Origin of the sequence: Noviherbaspirillum saxi, assembly GCF_003591035.1 — a bacterium.
In the GTDB taxonomy this organism is placed as follows: domain Bacteria; phylum Pseudomonadota; class Gammaproteobacteria; order Burkholderiales; family Burkholderiaceae_D; genus Noviherbaspirillum; species Noviherbaspirillum saxi.
In genome coordinates this window covers 782885-805480 of record NZ_QYUO01000002.1, presented here as the reverse complement: position 1 = coordinate 805480, position 22596 = coordinate 782885, and the positions used below count along the sequence as shown (strand labels likewise).

17 protein-coding genes are annotated in these 22596 nt (G+C 54.9%); 3 read left to right on the top strand and 14 right to left on the bottom strand.

Annotation, left to right across the window (positions count from 1 at the left end; translation table 11 throughout):
* Nucleotides 1-12: 12 nt before the first annotated feature.
* Together D3871_RS19485 and D3871_RS19480 are read right to left on the bottom strand one after the other, a co-directional pair.
* Nucleotides 13-1182 carry a VOC family protein gene (locus D3871_RS19485; protein WP_119770724.1) on the bottom strand — a complete coding sequence of 390 codons (1170 nt, stop codon included), beginning with the start codon at nt 1180-1182 and terminating at the stop codon, nt 13-15.
* Nucleotides 1182-2777, bottom strand: coding sequence for a bifunctional 3-(3-hydroxy-phenyl)propionate/3-hydroxycinnamic acid hydroxylase (locus tag D3871_RS19480; protein ID WP_158597989.1), 1596 nt, complete (start codon nt 2775-2777; stop codon nt 1182-1184). Before D3871_RS19480 ends, D3871_RS19485 begins: the two co-directional genes overlap by 1 nt.
* 117 nt (nt 2778-2894) lie before the next feature.
* Between D3871_RS19480 and D3871_RS19475 the strand changes: the two genes are divergently transcribed.
* The gene (locus D3871_RS19475) at nt 2895-3881 is read left to right on the top strand and encodes a LysR family transcriptional regulator (protein ID WP_158597988.1); all 987 of its coding nucleotides are present in this window, start codon (nt 2895-2897) and stop codon (nt 3879-3881) included.
* A 208-nt stretch (nt 3882-4089) separates the two neighbouring features.
* Here D3871_RS19475 and D3871_RS31400 read toward each other — a convergent pair whose 3' ends face one another.
* The 5 genes from D3871_RS31400 to D3871_RS19450 form a co-directional block, all read right to left on the bottom strand.
* Complete coding sequence (locus D3871_RS31400; protein ID WP_119770721.1) at nt 4090-5832, bottom strand: methyl-accepting chemotaxis protein; 1743 nt, start codon at nt 5830-5832, stop codon at nt 4090-4092.
* Between the two features lie 91 nt (nt 5833-5923).
* On the bottom strand, nt 5924-8380 hold the full coding sequence (locus tag D3871_RS19465) for an efflux RND transporter permease subunit (RefSeq protein ID WP_119770720.1): 2457 nt from the start codon (nt 8378-8380) through the stop codon (nt 5924-5926).
* Nucleotides 8381-8386: 6 nt separating this feature from the next.
* Entirely contained in the window at nt 8387-9472 is a 1086-nt protein-coding gene (locus tag D3871_RS19460) for a WD40/YVTN/BNR-like repeat-containing protein (protein ID WP_158597987.1), read from the bottom strand.
* A 64-nt stretch (nt 9473-9536) separates the two neighbouring features.
* Nucleotides 9537-10904 carry a DUF1329 domain-containing protein gene (locus D3871_RS19455; RefSeq protein WP_119770718.1) on the bottom strand — a complete coding sequence of 456 codons (1368 nt, stop codon included), beginning with the start codon at nt 10902-10904 and terminating at the stop codon, nt 9537-9539.
* A gap of 23 nt (nt 10905-10927) precedes the next feature.
* On the bottom strand, nt 10928-12640 hold the full coding sequence (locus D3871_RS19450; RefSeq protein WP_233575727.1) for a DUF1302 domain-containing protein: 1713 nt from the start codon (nt 12638-12640) through the stop codon (nt 10928-10930).
* 1344 nt (nt 12641-13984) lie between these two features.
* On the opposite strand from D3871_RS19450, the gene D3871_RS19445 reads away from it, so the two are divergent.
* Entirely contained in the window at nt 13985-14908 is a 924-nt protein-coding gene (locus D3871_RS19445; protein WP_119770716.1) for a helix-turn-helix domain-containing protein, read from the top strand.
* A gap of 553 nt (nt 14909-15461) precedes the next feature.
* On the opposite strand, the gene D3871_RS19440 is transcribed toward D3871_RS19445, so the two are convergent.
* A complete protein-coding gene (locus D3871_RS19440) occupies nt 15462-16547 on the bottom strand; it encodes an IS630 family transposase (protein ID WP_119771405.1) in 1086 nt (361 codons plus the stop codon).
* An 86-nt stretch (nt 16548-16633) separates the two neighbouring features.
* Here D3871_RS19440 and D3871_RS19435 point away from each other — a divergent pair, with 86 nt between their 5' ends.
* Entirely contained in the window at nt 16634-18109 is a 1476-nt protein-coding gene (locus D3871_RS19435; RefSeq protein WP_338016865.1) for an EAL domain-containing protein, read from the top strand.
* A gap of 180 nt (nt 18110-18289) precedes the next feature.
* On the opposite strand, the gene D3871_RS19430 is transcribed toward D3871_RS19435, so the two are convergent.
* The 6 genes from D3871_RS19430 to D3871_RS19410 all read right to left on the bottom strand — a co-directional run bounded on the left by D3871_RS19430 (nt 18290) and on the right by D3871_RS19410 (nt 22566).
* The gene (locus tag D3871_RS19430) at nt 18290-19018 is read right to left on the bottom strand and encodes an amino acid ABC transporter ATP-binding protein (RefSeq protein WP_119771450.1); all 729 of its coding nucleotides are present in this window, start codon (nt 19016-19018) and stop codon (nt 18290-18292) included.
* A gap of 73 nt (nt 19019-19091) precedes the next feature.
* Nucleotides 19092-19841: an amino acid ABC transporter permease gene (locus D3871_RS19425; RefSeq protein ID WP_119770714.1), complete on the bottom strand. Its 750-nt coding sequence runs from the start codon at nt 19839-19841 to the stop codon at nt 19092-19094.
* A gap of 3 nt (nt 19842-19844) precedes the next feature.
* Nucleotides 19845-20543, bottom strand: a complete 699-nt coding sequence (locus tag D3871_RS19420) for an amino acid ABC transporter permease (protein ID WP_119770713.1) — start codon at nt 20541-20543, stop codon at nt 19845-19847.
* An 81-nt stretch (nt 20544-20624) separates the two neighbouring features.
* Nucleotides 20625-20765, bottom strand: coding sequence for a hypothetical protein (locus D3871_RS30315; RefSeq protein WP_158597986.1), 141 nt, complete (start codon nt 20763-20765; stop codon nt 20625-20627).
* Between the two features lie 17 nt (nt 20766-20782).
* A complete protein-coding gene (locus tag D3871_RS19415; RefSeq protein ID WP_119770712.1) occupies nt 20783-21436 on the bottom strand; it encodes a transporter substrate-binding domain-containing protein in 654 nt (217 codons plus the stop codon).
* Between the two features lie 44 nt (nt 21437-21480).
* Complete coding sequence (locus tag D3871_RS19410) at nt 21481-22566, bottom strand: IS630 family transposase (RefSeq protein WP_119770711.1); 1086 nt, start codon at nt 22564-22566, stop codon at nt 21481-21483.
* Between the last annotated feature and the right edge of the window lie 30 nt (nt 22567-22596).

Genomic DNA, 22596 nt, shown 5'->3' with positions numbered 1-22596 from the left:
CCCAAGAAAAAATCAGGCCCAGGGGCCGAGGAATGCAGGGTCGTACCATGCAGGGCCACCGTGTACGATGGTCTCCGGCCAATCGCTGGCGGACAACGGAAGCGTCGTTGGCTGAGGTGCGATGCCGTCGCGACCGATCCGGTCCATGCCGTAATAGATGTGCACAGCCACCGGGTCCGGGCCTTGCACCCAGAACCCGTAACGGACACCGGGAGACAGTTCCGCGGGTACGTTCAGGATACGCAGCCCCTGCTCCTGCAGGAAACGGCGCGCCGCCTTGAGCTGCTCATAGGTAGCCACCGCCATGCCATAACTGGCCGAAAAACCGAGGATGTCTCGCAAGGCATTCGGATACAGTGCCAGCGTGTGGTGCTCGTTATCAGCGCGCAGATACGCGCACTCATGTCCCCTGACCTTCAGTCGCTCGGTGACTTTTAATCCCATTACATTGCAGTAAAAATCGAGAGACGTTGGCAAGTCGGAAACGAACAAGGTGATTCGACCAAGATGCGTCAGTTTGAACGGTTGCGGCATGAGAATTCCTGCGACCGGATAGCTTGCAGGGCGAGATTCTCTCCAACGGAAACCGTTTAAATGCTCGTTACGCGTATGGGAATCGTCGACTTCTAAATACTCCGGTTGACGGGGAAGTTCCGGACACGTTTTCAGCGCCTGGTGATACATCGTGTCGGGTTTGCTGCAGCCATCCCATCCGATCTGCTCCATGCCGTAATAAACTTCGTTGACGTATCCGTCCGGATCATAGGCATAGGCGTGGTAGTTGGATCCAGGCGCGTCCCGCCCCACCCTGCGCAACTTGGCGTTCTTGTCCAGATATTCGATAGCGTCAACGACTTCCTGCAGGCTTCCAATTTGCCAGGACAATTGATTCACTATTTCACCGGTACGCGCCGGTTCCATCGTTGCCAGCAACTTGTGACTGGCTACGACCAGGCAATGATGATCCGAAGCGCAACGGAAGAACCACCCGGTAGCATCGGTCTTTCCCAATTCCGGAAAGCGACGATGAAAATCGTGCTGGTCACTTGGTAACAGTCCGAGCTTGGACGCCGTGAAATCGACTGTGGCGCTAATGTCATGTGTGTGGTGGCCAAAATGGCCGATGCGGCGAATCCGGAAAGGCCGATCAAGGAGAATTCCCTCTACGTTGTACGCCATCATCAGCCTCCTGCTGCGGAACGCGGGCTCGTCTTGCTATAGAGGCGTTCCGCAAGTTGCCGCACCATTTCGTTGGCATCGCGCTCATTCACACCACCGAATGCGTAGAAATCCGGACGGAGCAGCATCACATCGACGCGATGGTGATCCATAAACTCTCGATAAACCCCCTCAACGTCAACTACGGCGTCACGCGATGTCGCGTCCTCGAAAACGGCAATTGTGCATCCAAGCTGTTTGAGCCATACCAGTTCTCCGACTCCCATGAATTGCCCCGGATCGCGCCGGGTCCAGAGTTGGAACCGGTCTCCCAGGATGTCGTCTCCCATGGCTACTGCTCCGTTGCGACGCAATGTTCCCTGCGGGGTAAAGTGGCCGGCCGGCGCCGGTGTGCCGCCATCTGCGGAACGAAATAATGCCCCACTGGTCAAGTTTGGCAGTTGCGGTGGCTTCGCGACGCCTTCTTCGCGCATTCCATTGTTGCGCGCCGCCGCCTTCACTGGGTCCGTGACATTGACGACGTTGGAAAGTGCACTGGAGGCATTCTGAATTGTCGTTATGTGAGGCTCGCGCTCCACCTGGTATTCGTTCAGCAATGCCTGGTCGCTACGGCCCGACAGCACCTCAACAAGTTTCCAGGCGAGATTGCGGCCGTCACGAATGGCCGCAGCCGCACCTTGTCCCATATAGGGTGGCATGGTATGTGCGGCGTCACCAACCAAAAATACTCGCCCGTGACTCCACTTGCTAGCCAGGCGGGTACGGTAGTGATAGACGACCCGGCGCATAATGCGAACATCCGCCGCGGTTAGCCCGTACTTCTTCAACATGAACTCGTCCGTGACCGCCGGCGTCGTGGCCCATTCGTCTGTTTCCCCCTCCATTACGCGGAATTCCATGCGAAGCCCGCGCTTACCGATCGGCATGTACATGTGAGGACGTTCCGGGTCCATGAAGATGCGGAGTGTCATGAACTTTTCAGGTAGCGGGCGGACCAGTTCCGCATCGAAGTTGAGCCAGCGCTCATGCAGGCCATAATCGTCCATCGGAATGCATGCCATTTGCCGGACTGAGCTCCGGGTACCATCCGCGCCGACCAAGTACTTCGCTCGCACCGTGCGTGGCCCCGAAGTACTTCCCTCTGCACGTCCGGACGGTGAAACGATTAGGTGGACCTCATCAGATTCCTGCCACATTTCCGTCGCTTCCCATCCACGGAGCAAGGTCACGTTTGGCATTGCTTCCACCTTCTCGGCAATTGCCTTCTCGATATCGGGCTGGAACATCGAGACGCGACTTGGCCAGCCCCCCAGCTTGCCGGAGTAAGGCACGGTCAACACCGGTTCACCGTCGGCATCTACAAAATTGCAGGAGTCAGACACCAGAGTATGACTAAAGGCGGCCTCGACATTCTTGCCTGTGGCCTGGATCACCCTGCAGCACTCGCCGCACAAGGTGGTTAGCCGTGGCAATGGGTACGGTTGCGGCCACCGTTCCACAACCAGCACCCTGACACCTGCCGCGCCGAGCGTGGAAACCGCTACCTCTCCGCCGGGCCCATAGCCAACGACAATCACATCGTAAAGTTCACTTATCACACCTTCTCCTTCATTGGATCTTATGGAATAGAAACATAGTAGGTGGCCTCTCGTCATTTAACAATTTACTTAACTGTATAATTGTCATCACCTTAAATGATTACGGAGACGAGCATGGTGACCAGGCAGGACAAGCGCGACCAGTCGCCCTCATTACCACCCCACGCACGAGGAAATGTTGATCTAAACCTGCTGAACGTGTTCGATGTGGTCATGACCGAACGGCACGTGACACGCGCAGCGGAACGCCTGGAAATGACGCAGTCAGCTGTGAGCAATGCATTGAACCGCCTGCGCCTCCAGTTCCAGGATCAGCTGTTTGTAAAAGCCGCGCGCGGGGTCAATCCCACGCCTCGCGCAATTGCGATATGGCCCTCCGTTCATCGTGCTCTCCAGGAACTGCGCAGTTCAGTGCAGCCCCAGTTTTTTGATGCCGCGAACGCCGTTCAAACGTTCAGAATCGCGATGGCTGACATTACGGTGGCGCTCCTGGCTCCTACCTTGTACAGCAGCGTGCAAGCGGCCGCACCACATATCAAACTCTTCTTTGTTCCGCATGACCCCGTACTCGCGGCCCCGCGCTTGATGCGGGGCGAAGTAGACTTTGCGATCAGTATCGAACCACCGCGCACCACGGTGGTCCAGACCATGCCGCTTTGGTCTGATTCGTTTGTCATTGCTGCGAGACAAGGACATCCTCTGCTTCAATCGACGATTTCATTGGAAACATTCTGCCGTGCGCCGCAAATTGCGATCAATGAGTCCGGAGACGAGGAGGTACCGAACATCATCGACGAGACACTGGCGAATCTTGGCCAACAGCGCAACATCTCCCTTTCGGTCAACCAGTTCTCGGTGGTGACAAAGATACTCAGCGATACTGACCTGATTGCGGCACTTCCAGCGCGCTTTGCCACTGCACCTGCCAGCAGGGGATCGATCGGCACACAACCGCTGCCCATCGCAATCCCGGAGGTCGTCGTCTATATGAGCTGGCATCGCCGCAGCAATACACTGCCTACGCATCAGTGGCTCAAGGAGCGCATTATTCAGGCAAGTGCACGCTTTAATACTGAAACCGCGCCGCGAGTGCAGCGTGGTTAAGCCTTGAGAAACAGCCGGCAGCCGGTCGATCCCGACCGGGGACCATATGCAATGGGAAGATGCGTATCTCATAAGAAAGCAACTTCATCCTTGTCTCCCGAGCTTTGTTTGGACTTCTGATGTGATACAAGCTGTCCGTCGCGCTGTCAGCGGCTAGAAAAATGGATAGGCTGGTGCGCCTCGACAGGCTATTCCGGAACGATACGGATCAAGATCGCGCGATGCGCCTGGCGTTTTCGGACCGTGCCGGCGCCTTTTGTGAATGCTTGCCTCGCGGTTGGATAGCGAGATAGTGCACCTGCTTTACCGCTCCAACATTTTCGAAGTCTGCCTCTGCAGCGAAACCGGACTGGACCGGATTCACGGCGTCCTTTTCATGGCCGGTTCTAAACACACTGACCGAATGCGCAAGCCCGACCGCCTTTTCCTTCAGGCTTTCTGCTGCGCCCGCTGCTTGTTCCACCAGCGCAGCGTTTTGCTGCGTCATGTGTTCCATCTTCGAAACGGCATCGCTGACATGGGCGATGTCACTGCTTTGCGCCTTGCTTGCTGCGCTAATGTCAGTCATAAGGTCAGCGGCCCGCCTGACTCCCACAACGACTTGCTCCATGGTTGCCCCAGCTTGGTCGGCGAGCTGCGCGCCGAGACCCATTTTCCACACCGAGTCGCCAATCAACTCCTTGATTTCCCGCGCTGCGCTGGCCGAGCGTTGAGCCAGTGCGCGCACTTCGGAAGCCACGACGGCAAATCCCCGACCCTGCTCTCCAGCGCGCGCGGCCTCCACAGCAGCGTTCAATGCCAAAATGTTTGTCTGAAACGCGATACCGTCGATAACCCCGACAATGTCGCTGATTCTTTTTGCGGCTTCGTTGATGGCGGCCATGGTCGTCACCACTTCCGCAACCACTTGCCCGCCCTGTATTGCGGACCTGGCAGCAGCACTGACCATCTGGTTGGCAAGGCCAGCATTCTCCGCGTTATGTGCGACCGCGCGGGTCAGATCATGCATCAAGGATGATGTCTCCTGCAGCGCGCGAGCCTGATCTTCGGTTCGAGCGGAAAGATCAATGTTGCCCGCAGCGATTTCACCCGATTCGATCAGAATGGTGTTAGCGTTCTGACGCACATTACTGATAATCTGAACAAGACTGTCGCGCATCGCTTTCATCGCGGCTAAAAGGCTCGAGCGGTCGTTGGACGCTGTATTGACCTCAATTGACAGGTCCCCAGCTGCGATTCTTTCCGCGATTGACATTGCATAGCTCAGCTCGCCGCCGAGTTGCCGTACCATGCTCCGGGATAACACAACAGACACGACCACCGCGACCAGAATCGACGCGACGCCCATGAGCACCATGAATATCCGGGCGCTCTCATACGCAGCTTTGGCGTCCGATGTTGCCTGGTCACTCAATCGATCTTCGAGCAGGACGAGGTCGCCCAGCGTTGCCATCCATTGGGTCTGCACGGGAAGTAGATCCGTCATGAGCAAGGAATAGAACTGGTCGGCCTGCGACGCCATGGCGAGTTCTGCGGCTTTCGTGATCAATGGCAGCGCTTGCGCTTCCACCGCTTGAATTCTCTTGAGCATGGCGCTTTCCTGAGTATCGGTCCCGTTCCGATTCCGCAGAGCCTCCGAAAGGCGCTGTTGTGCTGCTCGATAAATTTCCTCTTGCGCTTTGATCCGTTCCATTTCTGGCTGCATTTCGGCCATCGAGCTGACCAGCGCAATATTTCTTAATGAAACCATTCGTTCGTATACGGAATCGCGCATGTCGATTGCCAGCTTTGACTTGGCACCGTTAACCTGCGTGATTTCCTCCATTCGCTTCTGATTTTCGGCCATCCGCGCTATGCCAAGGAGCGATACCAGAACGAGCATCAAAACCATGACAGCAAGGCCTAGCCGCAGGCGCGTGGCAATTCTCAGCCGGTCAAATGTAGCAATCACGTCTCCTCCTTTTTACCGGGACTTAATCGTCCATGTCGTAGCTGGCGTCGGTCTCAAAAAATGGTTCCGACGTTGCCGTAACATGTATGAGTTACATCAGATTGGCAGTTGGCATGCTCTGTGCCCTGTCGCTTTCCTCGACCCGCACCACGTCAGGTGCGATGCGCGAATTATCCTTTTTCCCGTCCAGCAGAAAGTATGCGAGTGCAGGCAGCAAGACCAGCGCTCCGACCATATTCCAAAGGAACATAAAGGCGAGGAGGATCCCCATGTCTGCCTGAAACTTGATCGGCGAGAGTGACCAGGTCGCCACGCCAACTGCCAGCGTGATACCGGTCAGAAGCACTACCTTTCCTGTGAAGCGCAGCGCCACACGGTAGGCGTCAGACAGCGAATCTCCGGCGCGCATCCTTGCCAGGAGAATGCTCATCACGTAAAGCGCATAGTCGATCCCGATGCCCACGCCGAGAGCGATAACGGGCAAGGTCGCCACTTTCACGCCGATTCCCAGCGCTACCATCAATGCTTCGCAGAGTATCGACGTCACAACAAGGGGAATGACAGCACAGACCGTCGCGCGCCACGACCGGAATGTTAAAAGACACAGCAAGATCACTGCACCGTAGACCCAGTAAAGCATGTCTCTATTCGCCTTTTTAACGACGATATTCGTTGCGGCCTCGATACCGCCATTGCCTGCTGCCAGAAGGAACTTCACCTCCTTGGTGTCGTATACGGCGGCATATTTTTCCACCGCTTCCACCACACGCGCCAACGTGTCCGCCTTGTGGTCGCTCAAGTATGCATACACTGTAAGCAGACTGCAGGTCTCGTTGTAAAGGCCGCGAGGGGCTCCGGCAGTAATCGTGTTCGCCATGTTTTGGCTGTTGATCAGGTCATACCATTTCGGATTTCCTTCATTGAGACCGATGCTTACCGCTCGATTCAGGCGAGCAAGGGTATTAGTCGCCTCCACTCCCGGAATCTGTCCGAGCTCCCATTCGAGTTGATCGACACGCATCAGGGTATCGACGTTGGAACATCCTTGATCGGGGGTTTTCACCATCACTGCCAGTACGTCGCTACTGGCGCCATAGTGTTCGGTGAGGTAAGCCGCATCCCGGTTATAACGGCTGTTGGGCTGCAATTCCGGTGCGCCAGGATCAAGGTCACCGATTTTCAGATGCAGGCTGATTGCAAATCCTGCTACTGCAAGGACGGCACTCACCAGCACGGCAACAGTTGCCCAGCGACGCTGCGTAAAGAGGTTCAACACGTGCCACAGCAAGGGTTGCTGCAGGCCTGCATCTTCATCCCGCTCTTCTCGCAAGCTTCGGACCGCGGCAACCTTGCTCACACCGAGGTAGCTCAGCAGGATCGGCAAGAGAATCAGGTTGGTAAAAATCAATACGGCGACACCGATGCTGGCAATCAGCGCGAGATCCTGAATTACTTTGATGCTGATGATGGTTAGTACGGCGAAGCCAACGGCGTCGCAGATCAGGGCCATGAGGCCGGCAAGGAACAAGCGGCGGAATGTAAAACGCGCAGCGACGACGCGATGCATGCCGCGGCCGATGTCCTGCATGATGCCATTCATCTTCTGGGCTCCATGACTCATTCCAATAGCGAAAATGAGAAACGGCACAAGCACAGAGTACGGGTCGAGTTCGTATCCCAATAGCGGCAGCAGCCCAAGTTGCCACACAACAGCGACCAGCGAACAAAGCACCACAAGAACCGTGCTTCTTACACACCGTGTATATCCATACAACATCGCGGTGGTGATTACCAATGCAACGCCAAAGAATGCGAGGATCTGCTGCAGACCGTCGATGAGGTCGCCAACCATCTTTGCAAATCCCGTAATATGAATATCAGTGACGTCGTCGCTGTACTTGGTGCGCAGGAGTTCCAGTTCCGCCGACAAAGCGGAGTAGTCCAGTGGTTTTCCGTCAGAAGTGGTACTAAGCAAAGGGATATAGATGATGCTTGACTTCTGGTCCCGTGCCACGAGCTGGCCGATCTCATTCGAGCGCTCGACGTTGCGCTGCAGACGCTCGATGGTCCCCCGAGAACCGTCATAGTCTTCGGGAATGACCGGCCCGCCTTCCAATCCGTCTTCTGTCACCCCTACCCATCGCGTGGATGGCGTCCACAATGACTTCATGAACGCGCGGTCTACGCCGGGAAGCAGGAATACGTCATCGTTGAGCCTCTGTAGTCTGTCGAGGTACTTTGCGTCGTAAATGGAACCGCTCTTCGATACCACTGCCAGCCGCACGGCATTGCCAAGACCGCTGAGTTCACTTCGGTACGTCAAGTAATTCGCGATGTAGGGATGCGCAGTTGGAATCATCTTCTCAAAGCTGGCGTTGAGCTTGAGCCGAGTCGCGTGCCATCCGAAGAACGCGGTGAGTACTGCACAGATCAGAAGGACCACCAACCGGTGATTAAAGAGCGCGCGTTCCAGCAGGGACCCGGAGTGTCGATCGAAATCGTCGAGGGCACCGGCGTGATTGGCTGTGGAGCGATCAGGAGAATGCATAGTTTTTTAACGACCAGAGGCGACGCCCGTGGCGTCGGAGTGAACCAGGCTTTTCAAGCCTGTGAATGTTGCGGCGAGCAAGCTTCCGTTCTTTGCTTGCACCATGGCGGTAATTGGCTGCCCTATTGGCGAGGGAATTGACGCCAGGCGAAGACCGTTGCCAGAGATTTGCATCAGCATCCCCGCGAGGTTGCCAATCAGGATCTTTCCATCTTTCGTTAATACGGCACTGGTTAAGGTGACGGGAGCGGAGGCCTGCAGCGCCTCCCATGTGGCGCCACCATCCGGGCTCCGGAAGGCGTTTCCTCGCAATCCACCTACCAGCAGATAGCCATCATGGCCGGCGAGGACGAACCAGCTTCCCTTGTATGGGGAGGAAATCTGCCTGAACGTCTTGGCACCGTCGCTGGAGCGCAGGATAATTCCCTGCTCGCCGGCCAGATATACTTCCGAGCGGGTCGCATAGAGGGCGTTCAAATGCAAGCCGCGCGGATTGTCGACGCGATCGATCCAGGACTGCCAGCTCGCCCCGCCGTCCTCGGTACCAACGATCAATCCGTAAGCTCCTATCGCAAATCCGCGGCGCTCGTCCCAAAAATGGACTCCCAATAGAGGCTTGTCCGGCCCGTGGCCAACCAACTGTTGCGCCATTTTTATCCGGTTTTCATCACCCTTTCTACGTGCGGAGTCCAGTTCAATTTGTGCGAGCGCACGGCCGTCAAGCTGTCGCTCCCAGCTGCGGCCACCATTTTTAGTGTGCAGTACGACGCCGCCGTGTCCAACGGCCCAACCGTGCTCGGCCGTGGGAAATGACAATGCAGTCAGGGTGACCGATACCGGAACGACGGCTTGCGTCCAGCTTGCGCCGTTATCGGCGGACCAGAGAATAATTCCCCTTTCGCCTGCCGCGACAAGGTGATCGCCGGCATGAACCGCAGCGAGCATCACCGCTCGTTGCGCCTGCGCCGAAATCTGCGCTGGGCGTTGCAGCGGATCGATCAAAGGTGTCACCCCATTGTCTGCCGCTGTGGCAATGCGTCCCCACGTACTAAGCAGCGTCACAAGGAACACCACCATGTTTATTTTCATCATATTCATCGTCTTGAAAATTCCATGCCGCAGCACTTGCTGTCGCTGCGGCGCGTCGGGCGGCGGCTTATCTGACCCCTTCGCTGATCAAGCCATCAGGCGTAAATACCGAATCGGAATAACGCGGCATGACCTTGAACTGAACGGGTTTTTCATTCGCGAGCACGTTGGTATACGACGTGCCGGAAATGAGGTCATAGAAGCCGAACGTAGTCGAAGCGGTGGCGGGCAGATCCGGCATCACGGTAGAGGCCATCCACATGGTTTTCCAGAGCTGTCCCTTGGCGTCCCATCTGTCGGCCAAGACGATGTTCCAAGTGTCCTCGTCGACGTAGTACCTGCTCTTTGGCGCCTGATGTCGCTTTCCTGCCTTGAGATCGGCCTCGATCACCCAGATGCGGTGCAGTTCCCAGCGCATTACATCGGGATTGACATGATGGGAGCCGATCACATCACCAGTTTTTTCCGGAGCCATCAGTTTGTTGCTGTTATAGGGGACGATCATCTCCTTTTTGCCTATAAGCTTCCAGTCGAACCGTCCGTTTGGCCCGGCGAACATCTCAATGTCATCCACGCTCATAACACCGGCTGTTGCCGGTGTAGGGGTATCGCAGCATGCATTGGGCAATTTCCGCACGCGGCGTTGGCCCGTGAGGTAAACCCACGTCTGTTCGTCGCCATTCAGGTTGAAGCGCGCGACTATACCCTCGCCTGCACGCACCGGCGGGCCGTTATTGATCAAACGCAGGGTCCAATAGTCGCCGTTGAATTTCTCCGGCGAGCCATCTTTGAAGTAGTAAGGCATTTGCTGGTCGGCACGTCCGTCCACCGTCACAACTTTTTTCCCGTCTGCCGTGCCCAGGACTCCGAGCATGTCGTAATACATGGCTTCGCCACGCCACCTCAGCAAATGGTTCCACAACACTTCCACGCCGGTCTTTGGAATCGGGAACGGAATCCCGCCGTAGGCACCTTCAGGAATCGCGCCGGAAGGACCGTCTACGATCTTGGCGCGCATCGCGTTCTTGAATGTGTTGTCATACACCCATTGCGGTGCAGCAGCTGAACGCCGCGTGGGGTACACATCGATACGGAACGTATCGGGGTACTTTTTGAACAGAGCCTTGGTTCCATCGGTCAGCTTGTCCGCATATTGGTCCAGATTCTTTGCGCTGATACTGTACAAGGGCTTGTCCGAGGCAAACGGGTCGCCGCGTTTGCCACCCGCCTTGTAGCCAGGGACAGATGTCGTATGGCCACCGCTCCATGCAGGAATGGTGCCGTCTTTGTTGCCTGCCTTTTCGCCGCCAAGCGGTGTCAACGTGGTCTTTAGTTGCTCTGCTTCGCTTGCAGGCACTGCCGCCAATGCGCCGCAGGCGGAAGCAAGACCAGCTGCCGCAAGAGCTGCCTTCCAGTAGGTGTTCCTATGAATCATGATATCTCCAAAGAATTAGACATTTAGAATGTACGGCGAAGGGAGAGCGCCACAAAATCCCTGTCTCTCAGGCTTTGCCCATAACTGAACGAATTATTGGTATCGAGGAAAGGTCTGGCAGAGCCGAAATACCTGGTGTACGCCAGGCTGAACTGCCAGTCATCCAGATAGTTGCCATTAATACCCACGCTGATATCTCCACTACCGTCGGCCGGCAAGGCACCGGACCCGAGGGCCATGGAGCGTGATCCCTTGGGCGCATATCCCAAACCAATCGGAACGCTGATATCGAGACCGGGGAGCGCTTGCCGGTATTTCGGCTCGAACAGGACGCGCAGAGCAACGGCATCACGCGTCGCATTGTTATCAATCGCGCCCTGGCGGGTCACGACGTCGAACACCGTGCAATTCTTCTGGCAGCTCAAAGCACGATTCCATGCAAGTTCCGCCGCCACGATTGCCTCGCTGAAGAACGCGGTCGGATCCAGGCTCCAGAGAAGCGACACGTTCACGTGGGCTGTTCTCCCCACTGCGTAGCCGGGACGGTCGCTCAGGTTCGTCGCCGGCGCACCAAACGCCGCGCTGACGTCAGTGGCATGGCCTGCGCTGGCCAGATCCTGGTTGCGTCTGACCGAAGCCTCCACGGCAACGTTGGCCGGACCAAAGGTACGACTCGCACTGGCACCCAAAGCGGTGATTCCTTGCTGATACCCGATGTAGTAGCTGCCTGGCAGTAATGTCGGTGCTCGTCCCGGCGTGATATTTATCAGGTTCGTGATCAACTGGTGCGACTTGTTATGGAACCGGATCGCGTACAGTCCATAATCAGTCTCTGCATGGCGAAAGCGCAGTTGCAGGCCACCCTGACCAGAATCCTTCGGTTCCATATCGAATTGTCGGGGAGCCACGCCTGCGGGCCCGAGCAAGATGTTTTCGCCACCGACGACGTTAGTGTCGATCTGGGAGTAGTAGCTGCCCACCGCTGGCAACCGGTTCGGTTCAAAACGGAACTGATAGAAAGCCCCTAACGTCACATCCGGCGTCAGTTGCACTTGTCCTGACACTTGGGGTACCGGGCGAATCGCTTCCTTGAACTGCGTGCCTGGCACAGAAACCAGTTTAGTGACATCGACCGGCGCCATACCACCGGCAATTGCGTTGCTGCCGAAAAACAAGCTTTCTCCCCAGACCATCGCATGCTGGCCAAGACGGACAAGTGCGCGTGACTCGCCAAGATCGAACTTACTGAACACAAAGGCATCTAGCAGCTCCGCCTTTCGTCCATGCAGGTCCCGCGTCGCCTGAGTAAACTCATTGAAGGTTCGCGAGCGATGGTTTGGAAATGCTCCTCCGGCAAAGCCAGGATTGTCATTGGTACGGTTATAGACATCGTCGTACCATGCAGCCCCACTGAGCCGTGCACCAAAGTTGTTGTACTGGAGGTCGAGCTCACTGAAGAGGTCGACCCGATTGCTGATCAAGCCCTTACCGAAATTTCGGTCTCCATCATCCGCATTGGGGTTGCTCAGAAGCGCAGGATCTTGGGACTTAACTCGAAATGCAGTGCTGTATTTCACAGTACTATCCCAAGTCACTTTCAAACTCGGCGTGTCGGTCTCAATGACCATGGCGCAGGTTGGAGCGGTTAGGCTCGCCATCAGGAAGGCAACGGCTATTGCAACCGGCTTTTTTGGTGCCCCTCGCATGGTTTGAGGAATGGCTCTTGGATTCGGCACTTCTGTCTCCTTCTCGTTGTTGAATTGGATTTCGGTTGGCGATTGCGGCCTCTACGTCGGAAAGCAACCGAAAGTTTTTCTCGCTCACAGCGTCCCAGCGGATTCCTGTTCTTTATCTACACCGCACGCCGCGTAAAATCGCATGAGACGATTGCTCCCATGATGTGCACGCGGACTGAAGCGCTCACGTTTCAGTGATGCGTTCCTTTCGACCGCGGATTTCTAGTTGCCCTTTTTTCGGCACATCATAGGCAGGGACAAATCATTGAACAACGTGCTGGCCCGTATAATTGTCATCACCTGCAGTGATGATCTATATCGCGGCGCAGGAATAGGCGGAGATGGGGATATGTCATCCTAGCTCGGCGGCTGGATACATGGGCCACTATACGAGTAGTGTTCATTGTGTCTCTGTATATCATTATGGTTAAGTGGCCTACGGCAGGAACTATGGGAAGGTCGTATCTGCTACCTTCCAGACTTGCTACATCTACTACTCTGGCATCAAACCCAACTCGGAAAGCCATCCGTCGATTCGTGCGAACACTTTCTTCAAACATGCAGGAAGATAATGCTTGTGACACAGCGGCTTTTCCGAAGAGTTTTTCTCCGACCTGAAATGCTGTGATGTCTTATCGCTTTGCGTGATGACTCGGAAATGCACCTTATCGAAGTCGGATCTATCGCGTCCCGACTCTGTGCAGGCGCCTACCGTTATCGGTGGTCTCGCTGCTCCCGTCGTTGGAGAAACACGCGAGTGCGAAGAAAGTACTCGGGCTTGAAATGTGTTTCATGTTCGCGCTAATGGCGGTAAGTGTCAGATAGAATTTCCAAGAAACTCGCTTCCAACTGCAGCGCTTCGCCCCTGCAGGCAATTTTCGTCTCCATATTTTCCTTGTAGTACGCCGTATGGCTTAACGGATAGAGTACATATTGACCCGACTTATCTCTTGCAGATTGCTGCTAATGCTTGTTTTATCGTGCTAAAAAATGCGTATCAGCGTCACGCTCCGGCGAATCTTTATGCTGTGAAGTTCTCACACCGGCGATATGTCTTTGACCACAACAGCACGAGGAGTCAATAGCGGGCTATTGACGACGAGTGCAACGCAGCCAGGCGGCTCGGCGCCTCCAGAAAAAGACGCGATGTCATGTCACGTTAAGGGTTGGGATTGGTATTAGGCCGTACCACAGAAAACCCGGGGTGGGGACCTCGGAAAATCACCGACGGCGATTGGAGAAGCCTTCTCAAAGATCAAAAAGGCCGCAGGAGCATTACTTTCTTCATGCTACTATTCTCGTATTACGTTTAACGAGCTCTGTTTTCGTCTCACGCGCTAGTCGATGTCGCAATCCAATCCTGTTCAAACGCGAGTGCTGGTAAGCAACACACCGTCTGGTGTACTGCGCCCTTTTATCGGTAGTGTTGATATTAAAGTATCGAGCCACGATGCGCCGTGGGACGACGCGTTGTCTGCCGAACTTGACCGTGTCGCTCCGGCCGAAATGACAGACTGCTATATCGGGCGCACAACAATCGTACAACCTCTTGTAGATCACCAGGTCACAGTTCAACGGCTCGGTGCACAAAGTCGCTATGAGACAGGCTTAGTAGAGGACGTGATCCACATTGATCCTCTTGGCTCGTTGACGGGAGCTAGTTGGACTGAGCCGTTGAATGTGCTATTTCTAATGCCCTCGGAATTGACATTCCAGCGAGTGCTTGGAGAACTGCGCGGTCTTCCATCAAGATTCGAGTTGATACGTTCCAGCTACGTGCAGGATGCACAGATCCGACAAATTGGACTTGCCATCCTTGCGGAATGCCGGAGTGGATTCCCGTCTGGGCGGCTATACGGGGAATCCTTGGCCATCGCGCTAGCAGCAAGACTGATCACCTGCTATTCATCTCACCCACTTAAGATGCCGAGTGGCAAAGAAGGCCTACCCGCATGGCGACTTCGCCGCGTGATAGAGTTTATAGAGAAAAACATCGACGAAGAGCTTGGTCTCAAGGATCTGGCCGCCGTCGCTGGCTTCAGCGAGTACCACTTCAGCAGGATGTTTAAGCTCAGCACCGGATTGACGCCACATCGCTTCGTTATGGATCGTCGTGTTGCACGCGCAAAGAAATTGCTCGCGCACAGCCAGATGTCTATCAAGGAAATCAGCGCCTGTTTAGGATTCGGTGACCAAGCTCATCTTACGACGGTCTTCAAGAGTTTCACCGGAACAACCCCAAAAATTTTTCGCGAACAGGCCATATAACTGAAATAGCCCGGATGTTCCATGGTCGTATTAGACCGTGGACGTACACAACGCCGTGAGCTGAGAAATGAATCAACAGAAAATTTGGCTCGGACCAGTAAGCAAGGTGATTGCAGCGCGCTTGATCAGGGTCTGAACCAGTTCGCGCCGTTGGGAAAAGTCGATTTGATCCAGGCCTGGTCTGACCTTCTCCGCGAAATCCACAACGCGTCAAATAGGCAACCATATTCTTGAGTCAGCCGCTGCGGATCATTAAGTAGCGCGCATCTGCTGCTACTTCATTGAAAGCGCATCAAGCGTATCGCATTCCTGCCTCCGTATCTGTCCAACTTCAGGCGTTAACTCCACTCCAAATGTGGTGCAATAGTCCCGTAATCTTTTGCTATTTATTATTGTCTAACGGCTTTTCCAACAAGTAAGCGCAGCCACGCCCACAGGAGTTGTATTAACCAGTTTAAATTCATTTCTTCATTTCAAAATGCGTTTCACCAATATCTCTTTCTTAGCTATTACTTTGTGCCTGGGAATTGCAATGACCGCAATACTCATGTGGCTAGTGTAGTGCTTCGTTTTTCTTTGAACCAAGGCGGCGGTTGGCGCGAATGACTTTTTGCAGGATGTCATTGGACTTGGCAGTCCAGACGAAGGGTTTGGGATTTTCATTATGCACAGCGATGTACTCGTCAATGGCGGCAATCAGTTCGGGCACGCTCCTGAACACGCCGCGCTCCAGACGATCGGTCGACAGGCTGCGGAAGAAGCGTTCGACCATGTTGAGCCAGGAGGCGGAGGTGGGAGTGAAGTGCAGATGGAAGCGCGGATGCTTCTCCAGCCACGCCCGCACGGTGGGATGCTTGTGGGTGGCATAGTTGTCGCAGATCAGATGCAGTTCCTTTTCCTTCGGCGTTTCCCGATCGATTTGACGCAGGAAGTCCAGCCACTCGCCATGGCGATGCCGTTGCGCGCAGCGCGAGATGACGGCGCCGTCGAGCGTGCACATTGCCGCAAACAACGTGGTCGTGCCATGCCGCTTGTAATCGTGGGTCATCGTCGCGGCTTTGCCTTTTTTCAACGGCAGTCCCGGCTGCGTGCGATCGAGCGCCTGCACCTGGCTTTTTTCGTCGCAGCACAACACCAGCGCATGCTCCGGCGGACTGAGGTACAACCCGACGATGTCTTCCAGCTTCTCCGCGAATCTCGGGTCGCGGGAAACCTTGAACGTGGCGACCAGATGCGGCTTGAGGCCATGGGCTTTCCATGCCTTGTGGACCGTCGTGTCGGATATGCCCATCTCCGCCGCGAGGGTGCGCGTGCTCCAGTGCGTCGCGCCTTTCGGCGCCGTCTGCGTGGTCAGGCGCACGATCTCGGCGGCGTCAATCCGCCGTTTGCGCCCGCTGCGCGGCAGGTCGCCGTCAATGGCGGCGACGCCGCCTTGCGCGAACCGGCGACGCCACGCGATGACTTGGCCCCGACTGATTTCCATGCGCCGGGCGATTTCATGATTGCCCACGCCGTCAGCCGCCAGCAAAACGATTCGTGCGCGCCGGGCAGCCCGCGCATCGATCGTCTGCGACCTCACGCGGCGCTCCAGTTCACTGCGCTGTTCACCGCTCAACTTGATCGTCGTGGCCTCGTTCATCATTCGCTCCGCTCAAAGAATGATGTTATGGCAACGCGCAGGGAACATAGTTCAATGATTTCGAAAGCACTACACTAGCTCACGAAATTGCACAAGATCAAATTCTGGCTTCAGAAATTGAATACGCAAGTTCACTTGCTGGTGAGGTTATACGACATGCTGAAGTAGCAGGTGATGAAATGGACCGAGCGGTCACGGCGCTTCAATCCAATACGAATTCCGGTCCATGCGCGGATGCCAAAATTCGGCTGATGCGGGAACTGGCCCTGAGTTCCCGCTACCTCCAGGGAATAGGTTATGTCTCGAATGACTACTTATTATGTTCATCGTATGGATTCCATGGCAAGGAAATCTCCCTTGGCCGGCCTGACCACATTGGTAAAAACGGCGATGCTGTCCGGGCGTCGGTGAATCTACCGATGGCAAAAAACAAAACCTTTTTATTGGTAGAAAGGAAGGGTTATGTCGTAATCATTCATCGTGACTTAGCAATCGATGTTTTTCTCAACGACCCCGATATCGCGATAGGCATATTTAGTACCATCAGCCACAACCTTAACGCGCGGCGCGGTAGCTTCGATCCAGCCTGGATTACCCGTCTGAGCGCATCCAGGAATAGGCCATTCTTCGATGGACAGTTCATTGTCGCCGCACGCCCTTCCGCCAAGCTAGGCATCACCGCATACGCTGCCATCCCTGGAAATCGTCTAGCGCCCCGCGTCCGGCAATTGACGTGGCTTCTGGGATCTCTCGGAGCAGCATCCGGGCTAGTGGTAATGGGTGCGCTATGGTACGTCGCCAAACAGAGACTATCTGTCCGATCCTTGTTAAAGAGCGCATTGAAGACCAGTGAGATTTACATGGTATATCAGCCAGTGGTGAATCTAAGTACGCGGGAGTGGATTGGCGCAGAGGCCTTGGTCCGTTGGCGCCGCCCTGACGGGTCGGATATCCGGCCGGACATATTCATTCCGATTGCGGAGGAAACCGGATTGATTCAACAGATGACACTGCGCATTATGGAAACAGTCGCCCACGATAGTGTAGGAATTCTCAAAAAGAATCCCCGATTTCACATTGGGATGAACTTATCCGGCATCGACCTTGAGTCCAACACCATTATCGAGACATTGCAGCGTCTACTCGAGCACGGACACCTCCGAGCAAACAACCTTCTGTTAGAAGCAACCGAGCGCACGCTACTAAAAGCGCATCTGGCAAATCAAGTACTAAGCGACATCAGGTCCATGGGGATTGCAGTCGCCATTGACGACTTTGGAACGGGATACTCAAGCCTCTCCTACCTCACGGAGCTGAAATTCGACTATCTCAAAATCGACAAATCATTCGTCGACACGATCGGAACGAACAGCGCCACGAGCCATGTCATTTTCCATATCATCAAAATGGCACAGTCTCTCAAGTTATCCATTATCGCTGAAGGCGTGGAAAGCGAACACCAGGCCCGCTTCTTAGAACAGCACGGGGTTCAGTTTGCACAAGGGTGGCTCTTCGCCAAGCCGATGCTAGTCGCCGATCTAGTTGATCACATTCATCGTTAATATGAACGTGCTTGGGGCTATATCATTTAATCATCCGACATAGCAGAAAGGAACTTGCGGAAAAACTATGCTTTGCCAACAGCCAGAGGCGACCTGTCGTTTGCTCGCGGCGCCCGATAATGATTTTCATAATTTCCCGAGCTTTGACTTTTGATGTGGCGGACATAGTCCGCACCTTCTCTAATGATTTCTAAGGTCTGACAAAAATTTTCGTGCGCGGTCGCTTTGTGGACTGACGAAAAATTGTTCTGGCGTGCCTGTTTCTATTAATGCACCCTTGTCCATGAACCAAACGCGATCAGCCACTTCGCGAGCGAAGCCCATTTCATGCGTTACACAGATCATGGTCATTCCGTCCCGTGCTAGCTGTTTCATCACTTGTAGAACCTCACCTACCATTTCGGGATCAAGGGCACTGGTGGGTTCATCGAAAAGCATGGCAGGCGGGTCCATCGCCAAAGCGCGTGCAATAGCGACACGCTGTTGCTGCCCTCCAGACAGTTGACCTGGGTAAGCGTCTGCTTTAGTCGCCAGGCCGACACGCTCCAGCAGTTCCAGGGCGCGCTTTCGGGCGTCTGAACGCTTTGTCTTGAGAACGTTGATAGGCGCCATCGCAATGTTGTCAGCAACCGATAAATGGGGAAACAGGTTAAAACTCTGAAATACAAATCCTACGCGTGAACGGAAGTGATTCATATCAATTTTAGGCGCGTAGATATTTTGTCCATCAAAAACGATGGTGCCTTCCTGAATCTCTTCGAGGCGATTTACGGTACGGATCAAGGTCGATTTACCTGAGCCCGACGGACCACACACAACCACGACTTCGCCCTTCGCAACATGTGCTGAGACATTGTCGAGAGCATGATAGGAGCCGTACCACTTATTTACTTTGTCGAATGTGATCATCATATTTTGAGCGAGGCCTTGGCCAGATGAGTTAGTTTCCACGAGCGTCTAATCACGAATATTTCCGTCCGGCTCATGCAGCCTCAGCAGTCAATGAAGGGCTTGGACTGCGAACCTGTACTTGACTGGCACCTGCGCGCTTCGCTGCAATGCGCTTTTCCAGCGCGCGTGCAAACCGCGTGAGGGTGAAGCACAGCACAAAGTAAATCAGCGCAAGTATGAAGAAGACGGGAAACGGCTTAGTAAGTAACGTGGTATTAATCTGGTTCGCGGCAAATGTGAGCTCGTTCACGCTGATCACATAGCCAAGAGAGGTTTCCTTTATCGTCGAAACGAACTGGCTAACCATGGCCGGTAACATGTTGTATAGCGCCTGGGGCAACACAATCTTCGCCATCGTTTGCATGTAACTCATGCCTAATGCGCGGGACGCCTCAAACTGGCCTTTTGGCAGCCCTTCAATACCGGCCCGAATCACTTCGGCCAGATACGCTGCCTGGTAGATGACAAGGGTCACCAGCATGGTGGTAAAGCCGCTGACGGTTCTGCCTATCAACAGGGGAACGAAAAAATACACCCAGAAGATGAACATAATTAAGGGAACGCCCCTGATGACGTAGACGATCACAGTTGCCGGAATCCGAAGTATCCAAATCGGACTTACACGTGCAACTGCCAGCAAGACACTTACCGGAAAAGCAAGCGCGAGACCGACGGCTGAGAGAATCAGGGTGATGGCCAAACCACCGAGGGGGCCGTTTGGATACTGTCCGATCAACAGTAGCGTCCAGTTATCACGAAGAATACTGAGTATGTCGTTCATCGCTTACCTACCCTTGATGCGAAATTTCGTTTCGAGGACTGCGCCGCATGCCATGATGAGTAGCGAAATGCCAAGGTAGACGGTTGTGGCAAGTAGATAAGCTTCCACAGTGCGGAAAGACTGGCTTTCTATTTCGCGCGTGGCGTACGTCAGTTCCGCGACGCCTATTGCCATGGCCAAACTCGTATTTTTGAAAAGTAAGACGGTATGGTTAACAAGCGGTGGAATGGCAATGCGGAGGGCTTGCGGGATAATGACGATCCTGCAAGCCTTCAAATAACTCAGCCCCAGAGCGCGTGCTGCCTCCATCTGGGCTCTTGGAATGGCCCGAATGCCGCTGCGAAGATCTTCGGAGACATACGCAGCCATACACAGACCCACGGCAATCGCCGCAAACAGAAAATCGCTACGTTGGGCGTTGAACCACTGCTGGACCGGTTCAGGAAACAGCGTCGGCACGGCGAAGTACCAAATGAAGATTTGCACTAGCATGGGTACGTTCTGGTGGTACTCGACATATCCCGCCACTGCATACTCTGCCCACCGATTATTTGACATCCGGATCACTGCCAGCACGATTCCGATAGCCATTGCCAGTAGCCAGGAGTAGGCCGTGAGCTGCAGCATCGTGACAACGCCGTCAATAATCCACTTGGGATAATCGTCGCGAAGCAGAACAGAGAAATCGATCTTGAGATTCATTTAGATAGCCATCGTGGCACACAGTTTTTCAACGCCCGGCAATGCCGGGACGTTATGGTTAATGTCGACGTACCAAGTACTTTAGAGCAGTTTCAGCCTGACTGTACCGTCGATGCCGGACGCTTTGCCCGCGGCACGGCGTTGCGACTCCTTGCCATGGCTCGCCATGTCGCGTCGCCGCGCCTTGTTCCACAGGCAAATCGCCTCGGCCTCGCCTGGCAAGTCAGACTGAAACTGCTCTAGCCTTTGATCGGTTCAATTCTGAAGGAGCGCTTCAGCTTGTACGATGTGTTCTCCCCTAACCATTTGTCAAAGATCTGTTTGGCTTCGCCGGATTTTTCCATTCCTTCCAATACTGAATTGACATGCTTCATCAGGCCGGCTTCTTCTTTCCGCATTCCGATGCCCCATGCTTCACTCATGAGGGATGGCTCAAGAATGTCGATCGGCGCAGTTGCTTCCGTTTGCTGCTGGAATTTCAGCAACATGAGTTCTGAAACGGCAAAGGCGTCAACTTTACCTTGTTGCATGGCGAGAAACGCTGCAGGGGGATCTTGGAACGTCGTTGTCGATGCGTTCGGTATTGATTTACGTACCGCAAGTTCGGAGGTCGATCCCTTGGGCGCACTGATACGCTTGCCAGCCAAGTCGCTCACGGATTTCAGTCCCGACGACCGCTTTGCCGCAACTTTTTGCTGACTGACATAATAGCTATTGCTATAGGTGATTTGCTCCGCGCGTTCCGGCGTCCAGCCGAGGTTCGCCGCGATGACATCCACGCGCCCTTGCTGAAGTTCCGGGATGCGGGCAGCCACGGAAATCAGTTTCAGTTCGAGCTTTACGCCGAGGCTTTTCGCTATCGCGTTACAAAAATCGACGTCATAACCCTGCACTTCACGGGTTGCGGGGTTGGAAAAGCTGAACGGTTCGGCGGTCCCTAGTGTCCTGAGTTAGAAATTCGCAGACAAAAGCGTTCGATGCTGGCCAAGATGTCGTCGGCCGATTTGGTCCAGACAAACGGTTTGGGATCGGCGTTATTGAGTTTCAGGTAATGCCGAATGGCGTCCTCCAATTGACGGGTCGAACGATGGGTTCCACGGCGAATTTGTTTTTCAGTCAGCGTGGCGAACCAGCGCTCGACCTGGTTGAGCCACGAAGCCGAAGTTGGTGTGAAATGCACGTGGAAACGCGGGTGGCGGGCGAACCAATTGCGGATGGTGGGGGTCTTGTGCGTGCCATAGTTATCCATCACCAGATGAATGTCCAGGTCATTCGGCACCGACGCCTCGATCGTACGCAAGAATTTCAGAAACTCGCTGCTGCGATGACGTCGATGCAGTTGCCCAATGACTTCACCGGTGGCAATGTCGAGTGCAGCAAACAAGGTCGTCGTGCCATGGCGCTGGTAGTCATGCGTGCGCCGTTCGGGAACACCGGGTGCCAGCGGCAAGATAGGCTGGGTCCGGTCCAGCGCCTGAATCTGGCTCTTCTCGTCAACGCACAGCACCATGGCCTTGAGCGGCGGATCGAGATAAAGCCCGACGATGTCGCGGGTCTTCTCGACAAACAGCGGGTCGGTGGACAGCTTGAACGTTTCCTGACGATGCGGTTGCAAACCGAAGGCGCGCCAGATGCGGCTGACCGCCGTTTGCGACAGCTTCGCTTCGCGCGCCATAGCCCGCGTGCTCCAGTGTGTGGCATTCGACGGTTGTTCCTCCAGCGTCTTGGCAATCACAACATCAACACGCGCATCATCAATCGTGCGCGGCGCTCCCGAGCGCGGGGCATCGAGCAAACCATCCAGGCGCATGTGAACAAAGCGGGCGCGCCATTTCGATACCGTTTGGCGCGTCACCGCCAGCTTGACCGCCACCGCCTTGTTTTCCGCTCCGCCGGCACATTCCAGGACGATGCGCGAACGCAAAGCCAGTGCTTGCGCCGTCTTACGCCGTCTCGCCCAGGCATGCAATTGCTCTTTTTCCGCCGCGCTCAACACCAGTTCCGCTTTCGGTCTGCCTGCCATGCCGTCCTCGCCATGAAAACCAATAGGCGT

Coding starts and splice junctions, on each gene's coding strand:
- D3871_RS19485 (WP_119770724.1), bottom strand. CDS start 1,182: ATGATGGCGTACAACGTAGAGGGAATTCTCCTTGATCGGCCTTTCCGG.
- D3871_RS19465 (WP_119770720.1), bottom strand. CDS start 8,380: ATGCATTCTCCTGATCGCTCCACAGCCAATCACGCCGGTGCCCTCGAC.
- D3871_RS19440 (WP_119771405.1), bottom strand. CDS start 16,547: ATGAACGAGGCCACGACGATCAAGTTGAGCGGTGAACAGCGCAGTGAA.
- D3871_RS19410 (WP_119770711.1), bottom strand. CDS start 22,566: ATGGCAGGCAGACCGAAAGCGGAACTGGTGTTGAGCGCGGCGGAAAAA.
- D3871_RS19445 (WP_119770716.1), top strand. CDS start 13,985: ATGTCGCAATCCAATCCTGTTCAAACGCGAGTGCTGGTAAGCAACACA.
- D3871_RS19430 (WP_119771450.1), bottom strand. CDS start 19,018: ATGATCACATTCGACAAAGTAAATAAGTGGTACGGCTCCTATCATGCT.
- D3871_RS19455 (WP_119770718.1), bottom strand. CDS start 10,904: ATGATTCATAGGAACACCTACTGGAAGGCAGCTCTTGCGGCAGCTGGT.
- D3871_RS19420 (WP_119770713.1), bottom strand. CDS start 20,543: ATGAATCTCAAGATCGATTTCTCTGTTCTGCTTCGCGACGATTATCCC.
- D3871_RS19425 (WP_119770714.1), bottom strand. CDS start 19,841: ATGAACGACATACTCAGTATTCTTCGTGATAACTGGACGCTACTGTTG.
- D3871_RS19460 (WP_158597987.1), bottom strand. CDS start 9,472: ATGATGAAAATAAACATGGTGGTGTTCCTTGTGACGCTGCTTAGTACG.